This window comes from Anaeropeptidivorans aminofermentans (assembly GCF_940670685.1).
GTDB classification, from domain to species: domain Bacteria; phylum Bacillota; class Clostridia; order Lachnospirales; family UBA5962; genus Anaeropeptidivorans; species Anaeropeptidivorans aminofermentans.
In genome coordinates this window covers 2,238,715-2,259,429 of sequence record NZ_OW711693.1, presented here as the reverse complement: position 1 = coordinate 2,259,429, position 20,715 = coordinate 2,238,715, and the positions used below count along the sequence as shown (strand labels likewise).

15 protein-coding genes are annotated in these 20,715 nt (G+C 36.5%); all 15 read left to right on the top strand.

Features of this window, described 5'->3' with window-relative positions:
* Positions 1–289: 289 nt before the first annotated feature.
* Positions 290–1,552: an AI-2E family transporter gene (locus NBX03_RS09475; protein WP_250227539.1), complete on the top strand. Its 1,263-nt coding sequence runs from the start codon at positions 290–292 to the stop codon at positions 1,550–1,552.
* Between the two features lie 84 nt (positions 1,553–1,636).
* Entirely contained in the window at positions 1,637–4,024 is a 2,388-nt protein-coding gene (locus NBX03_RS09470; protein ID WP_250227538.1) for a RelA/SpoT family protein, read from the top strand.
* 21 nt (positions 4,025–4,045) lie between these two features.
* On the top strand, positions 4,046–4,495 hold the full coding sequence (gene dtd / locus NBX03_RS09465; RefSeq protein WP_250227537.1) for a D-aminoacyl-tRNA deacylase: 450 nt from the start codon (positions 4,046–4,048) through the stop codon (positions 4,493–4,495).
* 8 nt (positions 4,496–4,503) lie between these two features.
* Positions 4,504–5,136, top strand: a complete 633-nt coding sequence (locus tag NBX03_RS09460) for an MBL fold metallo-hydrolase (RefSeq protein WP_250227536.1) — start codon at positions 4,504–4,506, stop codon at positions 5,134–5,136.
* A 1-nt stretch (position 5,137) separates the two neighbouring features.
* Positions 5,138–6,577 (top strand): coproporphyrinogen dehydrogenase HemZ, encoded by a 1,440-nt coding sequence (gene hemZ / locus NBX03_RS09455; RefSeq protein WP_250227535.1) that lies wholly within the window; start codon positions 5,138–5,140, stop codon positions 6,575–6,577.
* A complete protein-coding gene (hisS, locus tag NBX03_RS09450) occupies positions 6,571–7,824 on the top strand; it encodes a histidine--tRNA ligase (protein ID WP_250227534.1) in 1,254 nt (417 codons plus the stop codon). The genes hemZ and hisS overlap by 7 nt, the downstream gene beginning before the upstream one ends.
* Positions 7,825–7,852: 28 nt before the next feature.
* Entirely contained in the window at positions 7,853–9,664 is a 1,812-nt protein-coding gene (aspS, locus tag NBX03_RS09445) for an aspartate--tRNA ligase (RefSeq protein WP_250227533.1), read from the top strand.
* A 316-nt stretch (positions 9,665–9,980) separates the two neighbouring features.
* Positions 9,981–11,183 (top strand): DUF1576 domain-containing protein, encoded by a 1,203-nt coding sequence (locus NBX03_RS09440; protein ID WP_250227532.1) that lies wholly within the window; start codon positions 9,981–9,983, stop codon positions 11,181–11,183.
* Between the two features lie 108 nt (positions 11,184–11,291).
* Positions 11,292–12,956, top strand: coding sequence for a sigma-54-dependent transcriptional regulator (locus tag NBX03_RS09435; RefSeq protein WP_250227531.1), 1,665 nt, complete (start codon positions 11,292–11,294; stop codon positions 12,954–12,956).
* A 538-nt stretch (positions 12,957–13,494) separates the two neighbouring features.
* Complete coding sequence (locus NBX03_RS09430) at positions 13,495–15,285, top strand: ABC transporter ATP-binding protein (protein ID WP_250227530.1); 1,791 nt, start codon at positions 13,495–13,497, stop codon at positions 15,283–15,285.
* A gap of 262 nt (positions 15,286–15,547) precedes the next feature.
* Complete coding sequence (locus NBX03_RS09425) at positions 15,548–17,377, top strand: ABC transporter ATP-binding protein (protein ID WP_250227529.1); 1,830 nt, start codon at positions 15,548–15,550, stop codon at positions 17,375–17,377.
* A gap of 196 nt (positions 17,378–17,573) precedes the next feature.
* A complete protein-coding gene (rplS, locus tag NBX03_RS09420) occupies positions 17,574–17,933 on the top strand; it encodes a 50S ribosomal protein L19 (RefSeq protein ID WP_250227528.1) in 360 nt (119 codons plus the stop codon).
* Positions 17,934–18,218: 285 nt separating this feature from the next.
* Complete coding sequence (ylqF, locus tag NBX03_RS09415; RefSeq protein ID WP_250227527.1) at positions 18,219–19,064, top strand: ribosome biogenesis GTPase YlqF; 846 nt, start codon at positions 18,219–18,221, stop codon at positions 19,062–19,064.
* A 283-nt stretch (positions 19,065–19,347) separates the two neighbouring features.
* Positions 19,348–19,662 carry a hypothetical protein gene (locus NBX03_RS09410; RefSeq protein WP_250227526.1) on the top strand — a complete coding sequence of 105 codons (315 nt, stop codon included), beginning with the start codon at positions 19,348–19,350 and terminating at the stop codon, positions 19,660–19,662.
* A gap of 20 nt (positions 19,663–19,682) precedes the next feature.
* Positions 19,683–20,711 (top strand): V-type ATPase subunit, encoded by a 1,029-nt coding sequence (locus tag NBX03_RS09405; RefSeq protein WP_250227525.1) that lies wholly within the window; start codon positions 19,683–19,685, stop codon positions 20,709–20,711.
* Positions 20,712–20,715 lie beyond the last annotated feature (4 nt).

The window sequence follows — 20,715 nt, the reverse complement described above, 5'->3', positions numbered from 1 at the left end:
ATGATTTTTTGACACCGCAGGGTTTAATCATTTTGACAGAATTCATTTTCGTCAAAATGTAATATTTGCAAAGTTTCAAGGAAACTTTGTAAATCCTTCTGCAGTGCCTTGCTAAAATCGTATTTTGGTGACATGGCAAATGCATGAAAGCGTATGCTATGTTTAAAATAACTAAAATACTGGAATTTTTGCGTAATAGATTGTATAATGGATAAAATATATAAAGTAACTTTATATATAAATTTACTCAATCAGATAAAGACATTTTAATATAAAAGGGGTGTAATTTTTGAAGCTTCCACTGGATAAAGATTATTTCAAAATATCTATTCACGTTATTATTACTGCGGCTATTATATATATCCTGTTTCTTGTAATTGACGGTGCCGCATATGTGATAGTGGATATTAAACATGTTCTGAATAATATAATTTCTATTTTTAAAAAGGTTGCAAGCCTTTTTTCACCCCTTATCATTGCCGCCGTAATTGCATATTTGCTTGACCCTATGGCGGATTTTTATCAAAAATATTATGACAAACTTAAAAAGGACATTGTTATACCTTATTTAAAGGAAAAGAATATTATTAAATCAGACAAGCTTGAAAAACCGGAAGAAAAGTTTAAAAAACGTACAGCCGGAGCCGCTCTTTCATATATTACCCTAACACTTATAATTTCCGTTTTCATATATGTTATTATTGTTAAGACAGGTGACAAGGACGATAATCTTACAAATACAATCGTTAATCTTGTTAATTCTACAATAAGCCAGACGAGTGAGCTTTTAAGCCTTATAAGCAAGGAATTTGCAAAGCTTGACATGTCGGATTATTTTGAGGGCTATTTAAGCCAGATTGTTATGTATTTAAAAAATGCTTTAAACGGCTTTTCCAGCAATATAGTAAAAAGCATCACCTCTGCCGGAAGCGGCATTGTAAATTTTATAATTTCTTTGGTGCTCGGCTTCTATATTATGCAGCATAAGGATTACCTTTCATATATTGTATCAGATTTAATGGATACGTTTTTCTCAAAGAAGTTTAACATGAAGGCAAGAAACACTGCCAAAGATTTTCATATGGTTTTTTCAGGCTATATCAGAGGGCAGCTTACAGACGCCGCTATAATGGCCGTGCTTATGAGTATAACCCTTTCAATGCTTAATATAGATTTTGCCGTTATTATCGGCATAGTTACAGGCTTTTCAAATCTAATACCTTATTTTGGCGCACTGGTTGCCTTTATACTGGCGGTTACAGTTGCCCTTATTACAGGCCCGCCTATAAAAGCCCTTTATGCCGTAGTAGCCATACTTGTTCTCCAGCAGATTGACGGTATATTTATTGTTCCTAAAGTCGTGGGCGAAAGAGTTAAGCTTAGCCCGCCGGTGGTTATTATCGCCCTTGCCGTAGCAGGGAATTTATTCGGCATATTAGGTATGCTTTTTGCGGTGCCTCTTTGTGCAGTAATTAAGATATTTATAGTAAGGTATATAGAAAGATACAAACTCAACAAAGAAATAGAAAAAACAAAAGCGCTTAGCGAATAATTGTATAAATTGCAAGAATGCTGTTGCAATTATGAAAGATAGAATTTATAATTATTTAATATCTTAAAAAGGAGGGTGAGACTGATGACTGCTCAAGAAATTTATGATGATTTAATCGGGAAAATTAAGACTTATCACCCTGCCAAAGATTTATCCGTTGTTGAAAAAGCATATAGGGTTGCTTTGGAGGCTCATGACGGTCAGCTTAGAAAATCAGGAGAGCCTTACGTTATCCATCCCCTTTCCGTAGCGGTTATTCTGGCGGAATTAGGTCTTGATTTAGAATCCATCGTTGCAGGAATTTTGCATGATGTTATAGAAGATACAAAATACACCTATGAAGATTTGGTTTCCATGTTTTCCGAGGAAGTGGCAAATCTGGTTGACGGTGTTACAAAGCTTGAGAAAATCGAATATAAAAAAGAGCTTGACGCCCAGAAGCATGAGGAACTTGAAAAGCAGCTTACAGAACATACGGAAAAAAGAATCAGAGAAAGCAAAATAAAATATCAGGAAGAAAAAATAAGAGAGCGTGAACGGGAAGAAGCCGAGCTTAAAGAAAGGCTTGCAAGAAGCGAGGAGCTTCAGGCAGAAAACTACCGCAAAATGTTTCTTGCAATGGCTAAGGATATCAGGGTAATCGTCATTAAAATCGCCGACAGGCTCCATAATATGAGAACCCTTAAATATAAAGCCCACGACAAGCAGGTAAAAACAGCCCAGGAAACTCTTGATATCTATGCACCTTTGGCCCATAGATTAGGTATTTCAAAAATACGCTATGAGCTTGAAGATTTGTCCTTTCGATACCTTAATCCAGATTCTTATTACGATTTAGCTGAAAAAATTAAGAGAAAACAAAGGGAACGCCTTGAGTACGTAGATAAGATTATCAAAGACCTCAATGAAAAGCTTTCGGAAAATAACCTTAAAGGCACAGTTGAAGGAAGGCCGAAGCATTTTTTCAGTATATATAAAAAAATGGTCAGAAAAAATATTACCCTTGACCAGATGTATGATTTATTTGCTGTCAGGGTAATTGTAAATACAGTTATAGAATGCTATGAAGTTTTAGGAATAGTCCATGAAATGTACAAGCCGATTCAGGGCAGATTTAAAGATTATGTTTCTATGCCTAAGCCTAATATGTATCAATCTCTCCATACTACCCTTATAGGGCCTGAAGGAGAGCCTTTTGAGCTGCAAATAAGAACATGGGATATGCACAGAACTGCCGAATACGGTATTGCGGCCCATTGGAAATATAAAGAATCCCCCGACGGAAATACGGCAAAATCAGAAAGTGAAGAAGAAAAGCTTAATTGGCTTAGACAAATATTGGACTGGCAAAGAGATTTGTCGGACAACAGAGAGTATTTAACAGAGCTTAAAACAGAACTTAGTATTTTTCAAGACCATGTTTATTGCTTTACACCAAAGGGTGAGGTGGTAAGCCTTCCAAACGGCTCTACCCCTATTGACTTTGCTTATTCTATACACTCTGCCGTAGGAAATAATATGATAAGCGCAAGGGTTAACGGAAGCATCGTTTCCTTTGATTATGTGCTTCAAACGGGAGATAGGGTAGAGGTTATAACTTCGAGAAACTCGACAGGCCCGAAGCATGAGTGGCTTAGTCTTGTTAAAACAAGTCAGGCAAGAAATAAGATTAACCAATGGTTTAAAAAAGAAAATAAAGAAGAAAATATTATCAGAGGCAAGGAGTTAATGGAAATTGAAGCCAAGAGAAAAGGCTTCGATATCATTAATTTACTTACGGAAGCAAGAAAGAAAATCATACTAAATAAATACAGCTTTAAAAATATGGATGCACTTTATGCTTCCGTAGGTCACGGCGGCATGAAGGAAGGCCAGGTTATAAACCGCCTTATTGAAGAGTATAACAAAGAGCAGACATATTTGAAAAAACTTGAGCTTGAAAAGAAAAAGGCCGAAGAAACAGACCTTGAAGACGTAATGAATGTCGATTACAGCGAAGCAAAGAAGACGAAGAAAAAAAGCGGTATTATGGTTCAGGGCGTTGGTGATTTATCTGTTCGGTTTTCAAAATGCTGTTCCCCTGTGCCGGGGGATGAAATCGTAGGCTTTACCACCAGAGGAAGGGGGGTCTCCATTCACCGTACAGACTGTACAAATATTATTCATCTTCCTCAATCTGAAAGACATAGGCTCATTGAAGCCGAATGGTCCATTCCTGATTCCAGCGACGGAATGACTTTCAGAGCCGATTTAAACATTATCTGTGAAGACAGAATGGGTCTTGTGATAGATATTTCAAGGATTTTCAGTGATTATAAAATATCCGTTAAAAGCATTAATGCCCGCTCTGCAAATAATGAGGCTATTTTTAATATTATAATAGAAATATCCTCAAGAGACCAGCTGGACAGGGTTTGCCAGAAGATACTCAATATTCCAGGCGTTGGAGAAATAAAAAGACTTACCACATAAAACACTATATGGAGATTTATTATGAGAAGCATTGTTCAAAGAGTTAAATATGCTAAAGTTACTGTAGACAACAAAGTCGTAGGAGAAATAAAAGAAGGCATCATGGCCCTTGTGGGCTTTGGGCCTAAAGACGACAGAAAAACCATGGAATATATAGCCGATAAGCTTATAAATTTAAGGGTTTTTGAAGATGAAAACGACAAGATGAATTTATCGGTTTCAGATATAGAGGGCGGTATTTTATTAATCCCTAACTTTACTTTATACGGAGATGCCAGAAAAGGAAGGCGGCCCAGCTATATAAACGGGGCTGAGCCTTCCTTAGCTGAGAAGATGTATAATGAATTTGTTGAATTAATGAAGGCCTCATTTAAAAATGTAGAAAGCGGGATATTTCAGACCCATATGGAGGTTGAGCTTCTTAACGACGGGCCTGTTACCATACTTTTAGACAGCGATAAAGCATTTTAGGAGGAGCCATGAAAGTTATTAATGTACCTGTATCCACAATGTTCGTAAACGCCTATATATATTACGACGAAAATACAAAGGAAGCCGTTCTCATAGATCCCGGAAAGGACGAGGACAAGCTTATCCATGCATTGAATGAAAATGGCCTTGTATTAAAGGCTATTTTGCTTACCCACGGTCATTTTGACCATATTTCGGCAGTCAATGAAGTTATAGCAAAAATTAACGTTCCCGTATATGCCCATGAGGACGAAATTGATTTTCTTCTTGACCCTATGGAAAATGAATCCAAAAGGCTTGGCTGGCATGCCGTATCTGTAAAAACCGATGTAGTCCTTAAAGAAGGAGACATTGTAAAAGTAGGCGAAGGTGAACTTAAGGTAATCCATACCCCTGGCCATACAAAGGGAGGCGTATGCTATTACGATGAAAAAAACGGCATTCTTTTTTCAGGAGATTCTTTATTTTTTGAAAGTGTAGGCCGTTCAGACTTTCCTTATGGGGACGGCAAAGCTCTTGTGGAAAATCTTAAGAAGAAAATCGCCGTGCTTCCTGAGGACGTTAAAGTTCTGCCCGGTCACGGAAGGGCAACCACGATAGGCCATGAAAAGAAAATGAATTTCTTTTTAAGGGAGCAATAGTATGAACTGCGTTTTAGATGGGCATGACTTTAGAAACGAAGTATTTACAATCGTACAGATATTTTTCCCTAATGTCAGGCCTATTTTTACTCATGAGGTCTCTGATGAAGGGCTTTCTATAAAGACCTCTATTCATAAAGATGAAATATCCGCCTGTGTAATGGAAGATGGGAATAAAAAATCAGAACATAAGCTTAAAGCTTCAAAAAATAATTTAAAGCATATAAAAAACAGGCTCCAAATTGCAGTTTATACTGTACTTTCAGATTTTACCGGTATCAAAAGCAAATGGGGCATTCTAATCGGCATAAGGCCTGCAAAAATCCTAAGAAACCTTATGGAAAAAGGGCTTACACAGAAAGAAATATATGATTATATGAAATCTGTTTATTTATGCAGTGACGAAAAAATAGATTTATCCATTAAAGTAGCCGAAAAGGAAAAAGCCATTCTCTCGGGAAACGACGGAAAGGACAAAAGCCTTTATATTGGCATTCCCTTCTGTCCTACAAGATGTCTTTACTGTTCCTTTACTGCATACCCCATAAAAAAGTATGAAAGCACCACAGAGCCGTATTTGGAGGCTCTTTTTAAGGAAATGGAATATGCAAAGGAATATTTTGCAAAGAGCAGGCTTGAAAACATATACATAGGCGGCGGAACCCCTACAAGCCTTGATGAAAAAAGCCTTGAAAAGCTTCTGTATACGATACGCACTAAATTTGATTTTTCTTATATTAAGGAATTCTGCGTAGAAGCGGGAAGACCCGATACCATAAACAAAGAAAAGCTTAAACTATTCAAAAAATATAACGTATCCCGTATCTCCGTAAACCCCCAGACCATGAACGATAAAACCCTTAAGCTTATCGGCCGCCGCCATAGTGTTTCGGATTTTTTAAATGCCTATCATCTTGCCCGCGGCGAGGGCTTTGACAATATTAATATTGATTTGATTTTAGGCCTTCCCGGAGAGGATATGGAAGATGTTTCCTATACCTTTAATGAAATTGAAAAGCTTTCTCCCAAAAGTGTGACGGTGCATACCCTTGCAATTAAAAGAGCTTCAAGGCTTAAAGAAGAGCTTAGTTCCTATAATTTCGTTCGAATGAAGGAAATGGAAGACTTTCTTCATATCGCTTCAAGTTCTATGGAGAGGCTTCATTTAGAGCCTTATTATATGTACCGCCAGAAGAATATGGTAGGGAATTTCGAAAACGTCGGCTACGCCGAAAAAGGCTATGAAGGCGTATACAATGTTCAGATTATGGAAGAAAAGCAGGACATTCTTGCCTTAGGGGCAGGGGCCACCACAAAATACGTAAACCTTGATACCAATAGAATAGAACGGGCTTTTAATGTGAAGGAGCCTTTAGAATATATCAACCGTATCGACGAAATGATAGAAAGAAAGAAAAGATTGGAGGAAATATTATGTTGACACAGCTTCCCAGAGGGACAAAGGATATCTATGCTCCGGAAATTTACGGCTGGCAATGGCTTGAAGAAATTTTGCGAAACGTAAGCCATATTTACGGGGCATCTGAAATAAGGACTCCAATTTTTGAACATACAGAGCTTTTTGTGAAAAACGTAGGAGATACCTCCGACATTGTCAATAAAGAAATGTATACCTTTGAGGATAAGGGCGGCAGAAGCATAACCCTTAAGCCGGAAGGCACAGCGGGGGTTGCAAGAAGTTTTATCGAAAATAAAATGTATGCAAATCCTCAGCCTATAAAGCAGTATTATATTACGAAATGCTTTCGCTACGAAAAGCCTCAGGCAGGAAGACAGAGAGAATTTAACCAATACGGCATAGAAGTCATCGGAACCTATTCTCCTGCCGCCGATGCGGAAGTGATTTCTTTAGGAAAAGAAATATTGGAAAAGCTTGGCATCGAAAACGTAACACTTCATATAAACTCCATCGGAAACGAAGAATCAAGGACCCTTTATCACAAGGCTTTAAAGGACTATTTAGCAGAGAATTACGATAATCTCTGCCCTGCCTGCAAAGAAAGATATGAGAAGAATCCTTTAAGAGTTTTGGACTGCAAAGTTCCTTCCTGTAAAGATATTGTTGACGCCGCCCCGTCGGTAATAGACTATCTTACAGAAGAGGATAGGGAGCATTTTAATAAGCTTAAAGAAATCTTGGATTCCATGGGTATAGCATATATTGTTGACCCAAGAATTGTCCGCGGCCTTGATTATTACACAAGGACGGTTTTTGAATTTATTTCAGGAGATTTAGGTGCCCAGTCCACCGTATGCGGCGGCGGACGCTATGATAAAATGATCGGGGAAACCGGCGGCCCCGAGCTTGGAGCCTGCGGCTTTGCCATAGGTCTTGAAAGAATCATGATGATCCTTGAAAAAAACAATAAGCTTCCCGAGCCTAAGAATAAAAGGACCCTTTACATCGGCTCCATAGGAGAAGCAGGGTTTTTAAAAAGCCAGGCCCTTGCCTATGCCCTTAGGAATAAAGGCATTGCCGCCGATTGTGATATCGTCGGCAGAAGTGTAAAGGCACAGCTTAAATATTCCGACAAAATAGGCTCAAAGTATTCCATGGTTCTTGGAGATGACGAGCTTAAAAATAATAAAGCAGGTCTTAAGAACATGGAAACAGGAGAAGTAATAGAAATCGAGCTTGATAAAATAGCTGAATTCTTTTTAAAATAAAGAAACCATTTTAAAGGAGCGGTAAAACATGAGTGAATCTATGCAGGGCCTTAAAAGAACCCATATGTGCAGCGAGGTAAGAGAGCATCTTATCGGCAGCCGTGTAACAGTAATGGGCTGGGTCAATAAAAGAAGAAATCTCGGTCAGCTTATATTTATAGCTTTAAGGGATAGATCAGGCATTGTTCAAGGGGTTGTAAACGAGGAAAAAACTTCAAAAGAGGTTTTTGAAAAGGCTGAATCCGTAAGGGGAGAGTATGTAGTGGCCTTTAGCGGTACCGTATGTGCAAGAACAGCAGAAAATGTAAACCCCGATATGGAAACAGGAAAAATAGAAATTGAAATAGATGAATTCAGAATCCTTTCAGAATCGGAGGTTCCGCCTTTTCAGGTTGCCGATACAGGGGTTAAGGACGATTTGCGCCTGAAATACAGATATATCGATTTAAGAAAGTCGGAGCTTCAGAAAAATATTATGATGCGTCATAAAATTGCCCAAAGCTTCAGAGGTTTTTTAAATGAAGAGGGCTTTCTTGAAATAGAAACACCCATGCTTACGAAAAGCACTCCGGAAGGTGCAAGAGACTATCTTGTTCCCAGCAGAATTTATCCGGGGAATTTCTATGCGCTTCCCCAGTCTCCTCAGCTTTTCAAGCAGCTTTTAATGGTTTCAGGTTTCGATAAATATTATCAAATCGTAAAATGCTTTAGAGATGAAGATTTAAGGGCAGACCGTCAGCCGGAATTTACTCAGGTGGATATTGAAATGTCCTTCGTTGATATTGATGACGTGCTTGAAAGAAATGAAAGGCTTCTTAAAAAGATTTTTAAAGATGTTTTAGATATAGACCTTCCAGTACCCCTTCAGAGAATGACTTATAATGAAGCAATGGAGCGTTACGGCTCCGACAAGCCGGACCTTCGCTTTGGAATGGAGCTTAAGGATATTTCCGAGCTTATTCAGGGTACTGAATTCGGCGTATTTAATTCTGCCCTTGAAGCAGGCGGAAGCGTAAGAGGAATAAAGGCAGAGGGCCTTGCCAATTATCCCAGAAAGAAAATAGACGCGCTTATTGAATATGTTAAAACCTATAAGGCAAAAGGCCTTGCTTGGATTAGTATTTTGGAAGACGGGACCTATAAAACCACTCTTTCTAAATTCTTCAGTGACGACAGGCTTAAAGAAATTGCCGATGCCTTTGATGCAAAGGCCAATGATTTAATATTAATCTGCGCCGATAAAAATGAAATTGTATTTGATGCCTTAGGTAATTTAAGATGCGAAATCGCAAGACGTGAAGACCTTATTGACCCCAATGAATATAAGCTTTTATGGGTTACAGAATTCCCTCTTCTTGAATGGGACGAGGAGGCAAACAGATTTTTTGCAAAGCACCATCCCTTTACTTCTCCTATGGAAGAAGACTATGAGCTTTTGGATAAAGACCCTGCAAAGGTAAGGGCAAAAGCCTATGATATTGTTGCAAACGGTTATGAATTAGGCGGCGGCAGCCTTAGAATATATCAGAATAATATTCAGAAGAAAATGTTTGAAATATTGGGCTTTACAGATGAGGATGCGGAAGAACGCTTTGGCTTCCTTCTTGAAGCTTTCAAATACGGGGCACCTCCTCACGGCGGCATTGCCTACGGCCTTGACAGGGTTGCTATGATTATGGCAAAAACCCCTTCCATAAGAGAAGTTATGGCATTTCCTAAGGTTAAGGACGCATCATGCCCCCTTACTGACGCTCCTAATATCGTAGATGATGTACAGCTTAAAGAGCTCGGAATTTCCATAGATAAATTTGTAAAAAGGCACGAAGAAAAAGAATCATAAAACAGCTTCTTATTTAGAAAGGCGTATGGCTATCATACGCCTTTCATTAATGCTGAAAGAACATAAACTTAGGAGTGTTTTTTAAAAACTTGGCAAATTAAATTCATTGTATACAAAAATAAAAAAATACTTTATAATTATTCCTGTGATAATTTTACAGCAAACTTATAATTTATAAGCTTGCAGATGGGATTTTTACCCATAGGATTATCGAATTTTTAAATAAGGGGGAGCGTATATAAAAAAATTCATAAACTTCATAAAAAGTCCTTTTAATTTTCTCTTATGTCTATGTATCTATTTTGTTATTTTTGCTTTGTTTATTGATTCACCGAAGAACATTTTTGAGGGAGTTCTCAAAGTAATAAATTCACCCGATGTTCTTGTAACAGATTATATTTACATAGGAGGCCTGGGGGCTGCCATTACCAATTCAGCTATTGTAGGCTTTATTAGCATCCTATTAATGAAAGTTTTTAAATGCGAAAACAGAGGGACAAACATAATGGCTATATGGCTTATGATGGGTTTTGCTTTTTTCGGCAAAAACCTGCTGAATACATTTCCTATTATTTTAGGAGGATATGTGTATTCCTTATATCATAAAAAGCCTTTTTCCAATTATATGGCGACTACCATGCTTTCAACCTCTCTTGCTCCGGTGGTAAGCCAGATGATGTTTCTGGGTCTTCACCCGGCTATAGGGCTTTTGCTTTCTATTATTGTAGGAGTAGCCCTAGGCTATGCTATAATACCTATATCCAGTTATACCTACAGAGCGCACGGCGGATATAATCTCTATAACGTAGGCTTTGCAGCAGGAATCGTTTCATTAGTTCTTGCGGCGCTTTTAAGAAATGCAGGATTCACAGTTGAGCCCGTCTCCCTTTGGAGCGAAGGAAAAAATACTGTTTTAACCGTATTTCTTATGTCAACAAGCCTCATTCTCATTGCAGGAGGTATTATACTTACTGCCAATGAAGAGCTTTTTAAGATAAAATCCTATAAAGCGCATTTTCCAGTTATAGACGACACTTATACGACGCATGGAGAAAAGGCATATCTTAATATGGGCATTCTAGGCATATTTTCAACAGCCTTGATTTTATTTGTAGACGGTGAACTAAGCGGGCCGATTATAGGCGGTATTTTTACTATTATCGGCTTTGGCTGTGTAGGAAAAACCTTATATAATATATTCCCTGCTATGCTCGGCTGTTTAATTGCTACTTTTTTTGCCGGCTGGGAGTTTAATAATCCATCTATTATGCTTACCATGCTTTTTAGCGCTACCTTGGCGCCTATAAGCAGTAATTTCCATTCATTATGGGGCGTTTTGGCAGGCTTTATTCATCTGAATATTTCAGTTAAGCTAAGCGCAATGAACGGAGGTCTTAGCTTATATAATAACGGGCTTGCAGGCGGATTCGTAGCTATAATCATAGTGCCTATAATATTTTCTCTTCAAAGAAAGCCGAACCACCATAACAGTCACCTTAATTACGATTCCCACGTATAGCAATCTATAGTAAATTTCTTGTAAAACAGTAACAAAAGCATTGGATATGTGGTTTTGTTACTGTTTAACTTTAAATTTACCATAAGTAAATGATAAGGATATGATCGTATGGCAAATTCTCCATTGGGTCTTATTAAAAATAATATTGAAGAATATGCTGAGCTGCTTTCTTTTATAATTAAGGCTGATATTGAAATCGTAGACGAAGGCCTTAATATTATAGCAAAGCATAGTATAATTGATGTGCAGGATAAAAGATCATGCTCTAGTATTATTCATACTTATGCTATGAAGGAAGATACGCTGGCTATCATAGATAATCCAAGAAAAAATCCATTGTGCCAAAGTTGCGCCGAGAGAAACAGATGCTTAAAAAAAATGGAGCTTTCTTATCCTGTTTCTTATGATGGTAAAATCATAGGGGCAATAGGGATTGTATGCTATAATTTGACGCAAAAGGAAGCCATAATCAGAGATTTAGAGCTATTTACGGCCTTTATTAAAAAAATAGATTTACTTATATTAAAGGATTTAAATCATTATAATAATTTTAAAACTTATAGGATTAAGGCTGAACTTTTAAATTCTGCTTTATCCTTATCAAACAAAGCTTATGTTACATATTCTAAAGATGGGAATATTATAGATTTTAATCAAAAGGCCTCCGGCTATATAGGTGGAGATATTTCAAATATTGAAATCCTTTCCTATGAAAATAATACAGTTAGAAAAATAAAGCTTAACGCACATGAGCTTGATGTAATAGGAACTATAGCTCATGCTTCTTATGATGAAGAGAACTGGGAACTGGTATTATTTTCTGAAACAGAAGACTACATAAAAAATATGGAATTTATCCCAGAAACAGTAGAGCCTTGTTTTATCGGAAGCTCGGAAGCGGCAAAAAAATTAATCTCTAAAATTACCGCTCTTTCCAAAACTAATTCCATTGTTTTTATAGAAGGGGAAAAAGGCTCGGGAAAAGAGCATGCCGCAAGGCTTATTCAATGGAAAAGCGAAAGGCAGAAGGGTAATTTCATAAAAATAGATTGTAAAAAATGCGGAAGCGAATCCATAGAAGGAGATATTTTCGGAAGAGAACACAATGGAAATTACTTTCCCGGGGCTATAGAAAAGGCCCATAAAGGCATATTATATATTGAAAATTTAGAGTATATGCCCTTTTATATTCTTAAAAAGCTGATTTCCTATATGAATTCCAAAAAATTATCTATAGAAAGCAAGCAGGATTTCAGATTAATGATTTCTTCCGAGTTAAAATCCAAAGAGCTTAAAGAGGCCATTGAAGATTTAGGCCTTAAAAATTATATGCCTGTATATGTTCCTTCTCTTAATGAGCGGATAGAGGACATAAAAGAGCTTTTTACATACTTTTTAGAAAAACAAGGCCATATTTCAATCAATGACCAAGATATGGGCAGTATAGTTGACATATTTATGACCTATAGCTGGCCCGGTAACATAAAAGAACTAGAATTTGTAACACAAATGATACTTTTAGGTATTGAAAAAAATTCCAATATAGATTATTCTTATATAAGGGCCTTGATTTCAGGGCCTGAACGTTCCAAAGCAGCTTATAATATTTTTCAAGGGGAAGACATACCGGCTATTGATGAGCTTGAATCTGTGCTTATTAAAAAAGCCCTTGATAAGCACGGCTTAACCACCGAAGGAAAGAAAAAAGCAGCTAAGGAACTTGGTATAGGCATCGCCACCCTATACAGAAAGATTAAAGAATTTGAGTTATAAAATATTAGAAAAGGAGGTTTTGATTATGACAATCAGCAGCGTAAGATTTTTTGCAGCAATTGAAGTTAATACATATAATCAACAGCCCCCTTGCGTTTTTTTCATCTAGAAACATTTTAAAGACGCCGTGGGTTTGCGGCGTCTTTTTTTATGCTTTCATGTTTTTCTGGGAAGAATATAATTAATCTTTTTCTGCTCTGAAAAATGAAAAAAGCAAGGGAGTATATTTGTATTATACTCGAATTAAAGTAAAATAGTAGCGTTGTAAATTTGCTTTTCAAATATTTTATGCCTTCTTGGCGTCTATTACTTACTGCGGTAGAAAAGCAAATTTACGATATAGTAGATAAACTTGAAAGAAAATTAAGTTTATTTATTATGAACTTAATGAAAACTTATGAAGCTTAAAAAGTAAGTGGATTTCTTGTAAAGAAGTGATGAAAGCCTTGAATATAGAATTTTATTCTTATTTAACTTTAAATTTGCGATAAAAGACAGTTTTCAAGTTTCATAAGTATAGTTTAAGGGGGAGAGTTTTTTGGTAAGAAATTTAAAAAAACTGTTAAGGCCTTACAGAAAGTATTATTTCTGGGGAATTGCCGCAACATTTCTTTCTGCGGTTATTTCTCTATCTAATCCCTTAATTATTAGATTTGTTATTGATAATGTTTTAGGAGGAGAGGACCCCGGCAGCAATAATATTATTGCTGGGGCATTGAATTTTTTTCATATATCTTTTAATAGGGATAATATAGGATTTTTTGCTTTATTGGTACTGAGTGTTTCAGTCTTAAGCGGAATTTTCTCCTATTTTAGAATTACGCTTTCTGCAAAAGCGGCAGAAGAAATAGCAAAGGATCAGAAGGATATGTTATATGACCATATCCAGAAGCTGCCTTACGATTATCATGTTAAAGCCCAGACGGGAGATTTAATACAGCGCTGCACCTCCGATGTGGATACAGTAAGAAGATTTCTCTCGTCTCAGTTTATAGAAATATTCAGAATTATTTTTGTGGCAGTCATCGTTATTACTATTTTAATAAATTTAAGTGTAAAGCTTACTTTAGTTACAGTTATATTCATACCCTTTATCTTTTATTTTTCCTATTCCTTCCTTCTTCAAATAAGGTCATCTTTTAATTTAGCGGATATTAAAGAAGGAGAACTTTCAACGGTTTTACAGGAAAATTTAACAGGTACAAGAGTTGTAAAGGCATTTGGTATGGAGGCTTATGAGCTTGATAAGTTTCAGGAGAAAAATACGGAGCTTAGAGACCTTACTTATAAACCTTTGCATCAACTTGCCGTATATTGGGGAACTTCAGACTTCATGTGTTTTACTCAGATTGCCCTTGTACTGATTGCAGGCACTTATATGGCTTTTAAAGGCGATATCAGCGTAGGAACCATTCTTGTATTTGCCATATATGTAAATAATCTTGTTTGGCCCTTAAGACAGCTTGGAAGAATATTAAGTCAATTTGGGAAAATGGAAGTATCCCTTGGCAGAATCAATGAAATACTCATCGCAAGAGAGGAAGAGGATACGGAGAATCCTCTTGCGCCTTCTTTAAAAGGAGATATTGTCTTTGACAATGTTACCTTTGGATATGAGAGAAATAAGCCTGTTCTTAAAAATGTTTCATTTACTGTGAAAAAAGGGGAAACCATAGCAATACTTGGGCCTACAAGCTCAGGGAAGTCAAGTCTTATGCATTTATTTTTAAGGTTATACGATTATAATGAAGGCTCTATAAAAATCAACGGAATAGAGCTTAAAGAAATAGAAAAAAAATATCTTCGTTCAAAAATCGGAATCGTTCTTCAGGAGCCCTTTTTATATTCCAAAACCATCATGGAAAACATAAAAATGGCAAAGGACGAAGTAGCGGAAGAAGAAGCTTATTTAGCGGCGGAATCCGCAAATATTCATCATGTAATAAAGGAATTTAAAGACGGTTATGCCACTATGGTTGGGGAGAGAGGCGTTACTCTTTCCGGGGGACAAAAGCAAAGGCTTGCCATAGCGAGAACCCTTGTAAGAGATAATGATATTCTTATTTTTGACGACTCTTTAAGCGCCGTAGACACTCAGACAGACGCTTATATAAGAAAGAGCCTGAAAGAAAAAAGCAAGGGAATCACCACCTTTATAATTTCCCAAAGAATCACTACCCTTATGGACGCCGACAGAATATTTGTCATAGAAGGCGGAAGGCTTACAAACATCGGAACTCATGATGATCTTATTAAAAAAGAAGGCCTTTATAAGAGGATTTGGGACATACAAAATATGATGGAGGAAGATTTTTTGAAAGAAGCATAATAACACATTTTATCGCCGGCAAACCTGAAAAGAAGTTTGTTGACGTTTACAGTAAATTTCAAATTAAACAGTAATAAAAATCGTACATTTGGAATGGCTTAAACATAGGGATTTTATATGTTTAAGCTGTTTATGAAAAATAGATTTTTATTACATCCTTCAGTGAAATTTACTATACCTGAAAATACTTTAAAAGCTTCACTAAGTGTTTTCAGGTTCACTAAGTATAAATAAAACACGACACAATACCGGAGGTATTATTTTGGATCATTTTCAGGAAGAAGAATATAGTGAAAATATAGATTTAAAGGTATGGGGTCGCCTTGCAAGGTATGTTATAAAATATCGTAAAGAGGTAATTTGCCTTACGGTATCCAATATCATTTATTCTTTACTTATAACCACCATGCCGAGAATGACAAAGTATGCGGTAGACGTATTTGTTGAGCAAAGGGATTTGACGACATTTTTTCCTTTTGTGGGCTTATATTTTCTTCTTACAATTATAAGCGGCCTGCTTACTTATCTTACTATAGAATTTTCCGCAAAAATAGAAGTGAATATCGTGCATGATATCCGTGAAGACGGCTTTAAGAATTTGCAAAGGCTTTCATTCTCCTATTACGATACGACGCCTGTAGGCTGGATTCTTGCGAGAATGACAAGCGACGCTCAAAGAATAGGCGACTGTATCGCATGGGGCGTTCTGGACTTGGCATGGGCTTTTTCCGTAATATTATTTACAATAATAAATATGATTTATCTTAGTCCAAAGCTTGCGTTCATATGCCTTGCCATAATGCCTGTGCTTCTTGTAATAAGTATATTTTTTCAAAGGAAGATTTTATCCAGCCAGAGAATTGTAAGAAAAATCAATTCTCAAATAACAGGCTCCTTTAATGAAGGGATTACAGGGGCAAGAACAACAAAGACTTTAGTAAGAGAAGAGAAAAACTTTCATGACTTTAAGGGCCTTTCCGGCAGCATGAAAAAGGCCAGTATTCATACGGCCGTATTATCTGGAATCTTTCTTCCCATTGTTATGATTATAGGAATGGTTTCTACCTCATCCGTAGTTTATTTCGGAGGCAATGACTTGCTTAAAGGCATCATTACCTTTGGAACATTATCGGCATTTATTAACTATACAATGCAGATGTTTGAACCTGTTCAGCAGATAGCAAGAATATTTGCGGAAATGCAGTCTGCCGAAGCTTCTGCGGAAAGAACCCTTTCTCTTTTAAGCACAGAGCCGGACGTTGTGGATAGTAATGAGGTAATCGAGAAATACGGAGATTATATTATTGCCAAAAAGGAAAACTGGGAGCCGGTAAAAGGAGAAATAGAGTTTAAAAACGTCAGCTTCTCCTATAAGACTGGAGAGCAAGTTTTAGAAGACTTCAGCCTTAAAATCAATAAAGGTGAAAAAATAGCTCTTGTAGGAACCACCGGCTCAGGAAAAAGCACTATAGTAAATCTCATTTGCCGCTTTTACGAGCCTACGTCAGGAGAAATTTTAATTGACGGCAGAAATTATAAAGAACGCTCACAGCTTTGGCTCCATTCGAACCTTGGATATGTTTTACAGACGCCTCATTTATTCAGCGGAACGGTTAAGGATAATATTCGTTATGGAAAGCTTAACGCGACAGATGAAGAAATCATCAATGCGGCAAAGGCCGTAAATGCGTATGACTTTATCATGAGCCTTAAGAAAGGCTTCGATACCGAAGTAGGCGAAGGCGGAAATAAGCTTTCATCAGGTGAGAAGCAATTAATCAGCTTTGCAAGGGCCATCATTAAAAAGCCCGCAATATTTGTTCTCGATGAAGCTACGTCTTCTATCGATACGGAAACGGAAGTACTGATACAAAAGGCTATAGAAAACGTTCTTAGAGACAGAACCAGCTTTATTATCGCTCACAGACTTTCAACCATAAGAACAAGTGACCGAATTCTTCTGATCGATAATGGAAAAGTCGTAGAACAGGGCAGCCATAAGGAGCTTTTAAAGCTTAAAGGAAGGTATTATAAACTCTATACCAACCAGATGGTTGAAGAGCAGGAAAGAATGATTCTTGGCAATCAGTAAAATTCCGCCGAAAACTTATTTTTGCCGAAGGACAAACGCATAAAAGCGTTTGTCCAAACTTTGATTATAAATTTCTTGCAAAAAGTAAGTTTATGTAATATAATACGAAGGTGTGCAGTTCTATGAGGCTGCTATATAAGTACGGACGGTCCGCTGGCTTTAGGCTAAGAACGTCTATGATTAGGAGGAAGCATAAATGAATGCTAATATTATCAGAGAAATTGAATCCGAACAGCTTAAGAAGGAAGTAACTCCATTTAACGTTGGAGATACAGTAAGAGTTTACGCTAAGGTTGTTGAGGGTACAAGAGAAAGAACCCAGATGTTTGAGGGCGTTGTTATTAAAAGACAAAACGGAGGCGTAAGAGAGACATTTACTGTTAGAAGGCTTTCTTATGGAATAGGTGTAGAAAAAACATGGCCTCTTCACTCTCCAAGACTTGAACGCATTGAGGTTGTACGCCGCGGTATCGTAAGAAGAGCTAAATTATTCTATCTTCGTGAGAGGGTTGGAAAAGCGGCTAAGATTAAAGAGGTTATTGTTAAGAAAAAATAACACCGTCTGCCTTTTTATAAGGGCAAAATTATTACTTGCATTTGAACCTTTGAAAAATCCCAAGGGGATTTTTCAAAGGCTTGGCGAAGCTCAAGCTTCGTCTTTTTTTATATTTTTATGATATGGTTTTTATAAAGTGAGAACAATAGTATTGGTGAAACAAATAAAGCGTATATTTTGAACAGCTTAGATATAGCGTTTTAAATATTTAAGCCGTTTATGAAAAAAGTTTTTTTGTTTTACTTTGGCATATTTTAATTTTAAAAGAATAATATAGGTGATGATATGAATATACAATGGTACCCGGGACATATGGCAAAGACAAAGAGGCTTATATTAGAAGATATATCCTTAGTTGATATCGTTATAGAGCTTCTTGATGCCAGGATTCCCATAAGCAGTAAGAATCCTGATATTGATGACCTTGCTAAAAACAAGCATAGGATTATTGTTTTAAATAAATCAGACCTTGCCAGCGAAGAAGGAAACAGAGCGTGGAAAAAATACTTTGAAGAAAAAGGCTTTAAGGTAATTCTCTGTGATTCCACATCAGGGACAGGCTTTAATGAAATAATGTCTGCTTCGAAAGAGCTTATGAAGGAAAAGCTTGAAAGAATGCGAGCAAGAGGCCGTATCTTTACCCCTATCAGAGCAATGGTTGCGGGAGTGCCGAACGTTGGAAAATCTACCTTCATAAATCGGTTTGTAGGCAAAACCATGGCTAAAACGGGAGACAGGCCGGGGGTTACGAGAAATAAGCAATGGATAAGGATAAAGAAGGACTTTGAGCTTCTTGATACGCCGGGCATATTATGGCCTAAATTTGAGGACTTGGAAACAGGCCTTAAGCTTGCTTTTACAGGAGCCGTAAAGGATGAAATAATGGATATATACCAATTAAGCCTTAAATTCATAGAATGTATTATAAAGCTTAATCCGGAAACAATAGAAAAAAGATACAATATTTTCATTGATGAAAATGAAAGACCTGATTTCATTCTTGAAAAAATAGGACAAGCAAGGGGCTTTAAATTAAAAGGGAACGAAATTGACCTAAACAGAACGGCAATTGTGCTTATGGATGAATATCGCGGTGGAAAACTTGGAAGAATAACATTAGAACTACCGTAAAAATGACGAAAATTATATTGTTTCTTACAGCGGGATTTGTTTGATTTGTATTTTAAAAATAAGAAAATAATACTTTTGGCATAAAATTCTGAATTATTAGTTTTCGTAAGATTATTTTAGACCATAAAATTAAAATTTAAATTTAAATTATTGAGCACTTGAAACAAAAAATAGAATGCGGATGAATTATTTGTCGATATTTTAGAGCTGTTGACAAACATCGTAAATAGTTCTAGTATGGAAAGTAATCTTTCTAAAGCTATTTACTAAGAGAGGCGGTTTTATGGAGAAAATAATAATGCAGCTTATAAGTTTAGACGATAGGGCAAAGGAGATAATTAAAAAATCCGAGGAGGATTTATCGATTTTGCCCAATATTATTGAGGAAAAATCTCAGACGAAAATTTTTGAGATAGAAAGCTTGGCAAAAGATCGGATCATCGAACTTTCAAAAAGCAGTCAAAAAAGAATTGAAGAAAGAAAACACATTATTGATACAAATATTAAGAAAAAACTTGATGATTATGACCTTTTGTATAGCAGCAGGGCAGAGTCATGGGTAAAGAATATTACGAAAAGCATATTAAATTGTGATTAGGGATTTTAGGCGGTGTCATTATGGATTACAGCGGTATAAATGCAAAAGTAAAAGCTATGAAGGGCAGGCTTTTGGATTATTCTGATTATTATGAGCTGGCAAGCCTTAAAAGTGTCGAAAGCGTAGGCATGAAGCTTAGAGAAAATATGGCATATACGGAGTTTATGGATTCGGTTTTAGCCCAAGCTGATCATAGCCGCCATATATTCGAGCAGAAGCTTTTGATCATACCTGTTAATGATTATTATAAGATTTACAGGTTTATCCCTGACTTTAATATTAAGCGTTATTTGAAAACTTTGGCTCTTAAAAAAGAAATGCTTCTTATTAAATTAATATTTTGCAGTCTCTATGATGAAAGGAATATTACTTACTCAAAAGATGAATTGGAATATATATCGAAATTCGATTTGAATTTTGATGTTACAAAGCTTATTGTAAGTAAAAATGCAAGAGAGCTTATAGATAATCTTAAAGGCACTGAATTTTACGATATACTGGACGGTATTTACACCGAGGGCATCAGTATATTTGATTTGGAAATGAGCCTTGATTTTTACTATTATAACAGGCTTTGGAGGGATAAGAACAAATATCTTAAAGGCAGAAACAAAAGCATCATGACCGATATCACAGGTACAGAAATTGATATGCAAAATATCATATGGATATACAGGCTTAAAAAATATTATCAAATTAAGTCCAATGATATTTTCAAATACCTCATACCAATCCATTACAGGCTTTCCGGCGACAGCATATCAAAACTTGTAGAAGCGCCAAATATGAATATACTTTATGACTATATTTTGAACACGCCTTATGGATATGCCTTTAAAGATGAAAGTGATTTAACAAGATGCTACAATAACGTTATGTATAAGGCCTATGAAAGGTATATGACCCAGCAGAATTCTATTGCACAAATAACCGATTTTCTTCACAGGAAGCAAATTGAAACAGAGAATATTATCTCCTTAATAGAGGGAGTTAGATATTCTTTAAGTCCTGATGAAATAATGAAATATTTACATCTTGCTTCAGTTTGATATA

Bases quoted from the DNA above. Each gene is read 5' to 3' on its own strand.
- NBX03_RS09470 (WP_250227538.1), top strand. From the start codon at position 1,637: ATGACTGCTCAAGAAATTTATGATGATTTAATCGGGAAAATTAAGACT.
- dtd (WP_250227537.1), top strand. From the start codon at position 4,046: ATGAGAAGCATTGTTCAAAGAGTTAAATATGCTAAAGTTACTGTAGAC.
- NBX03_RS09460 (WP_250227536.1), top strand. From the start codon at position 4,504: ATGAAAGTTATTAATGTACCTGTATCCACAATGTTCGTAAACGCCTAT.
- hemZ (WP_250227535.1), top strand. From the start codon at position 5,138: ATGAACTGCGTTTTAGATGGGCATGACTTTAGAAACGAAGTATTTACA.
- hisS (WP_250227534.1), top strand. From the start codon at position 6,571: ATGTTGACACAGCTTCCCAGAGGGACAAAGGATATCTATGCTCCGGAA.
- aspS (WP_250227533.1), top strand. From the start codon at position 7,853: ATGAGTGAATCTATGCAGGGCCTTAAAAGAACCCATATGTGCAGCGAG.
- NBX03_RS09435 (WP_250227531.1), top strand. From the start codon at position 11,292: ATGGCAAATTCTCCATTGGGTCTTATTAAAAATAATATTGAAGAATAT.
- rplS (WP_250227528.1), top strand. From the start codon at position 17,574: ATGAATGCTAATATTATCAGAGAAATTGAATCCGAACAGCTTAAGAAG.
- ylqF (WP_250227527.1), top strand. From the start codon at position 18,219: ATGAATATACAATGGTACCCGGGACATATGGCAAAGACAAAGAGGCTT.
- NBX03_RS09410 (WP_250227526.1), top strand. From the start codon at position 19,348: ATGGAGAAAATAATAATGCAGCTTATAAGTTTAGACGATAGGGCAAAG.
- NBX03_RS09405 (WP_250227525.1), top strand. From the start codon at position 19,683: ATGGATTACAGCGGTATAAATGCAAAAGTAAAAGCTATGAAGGGCAGG.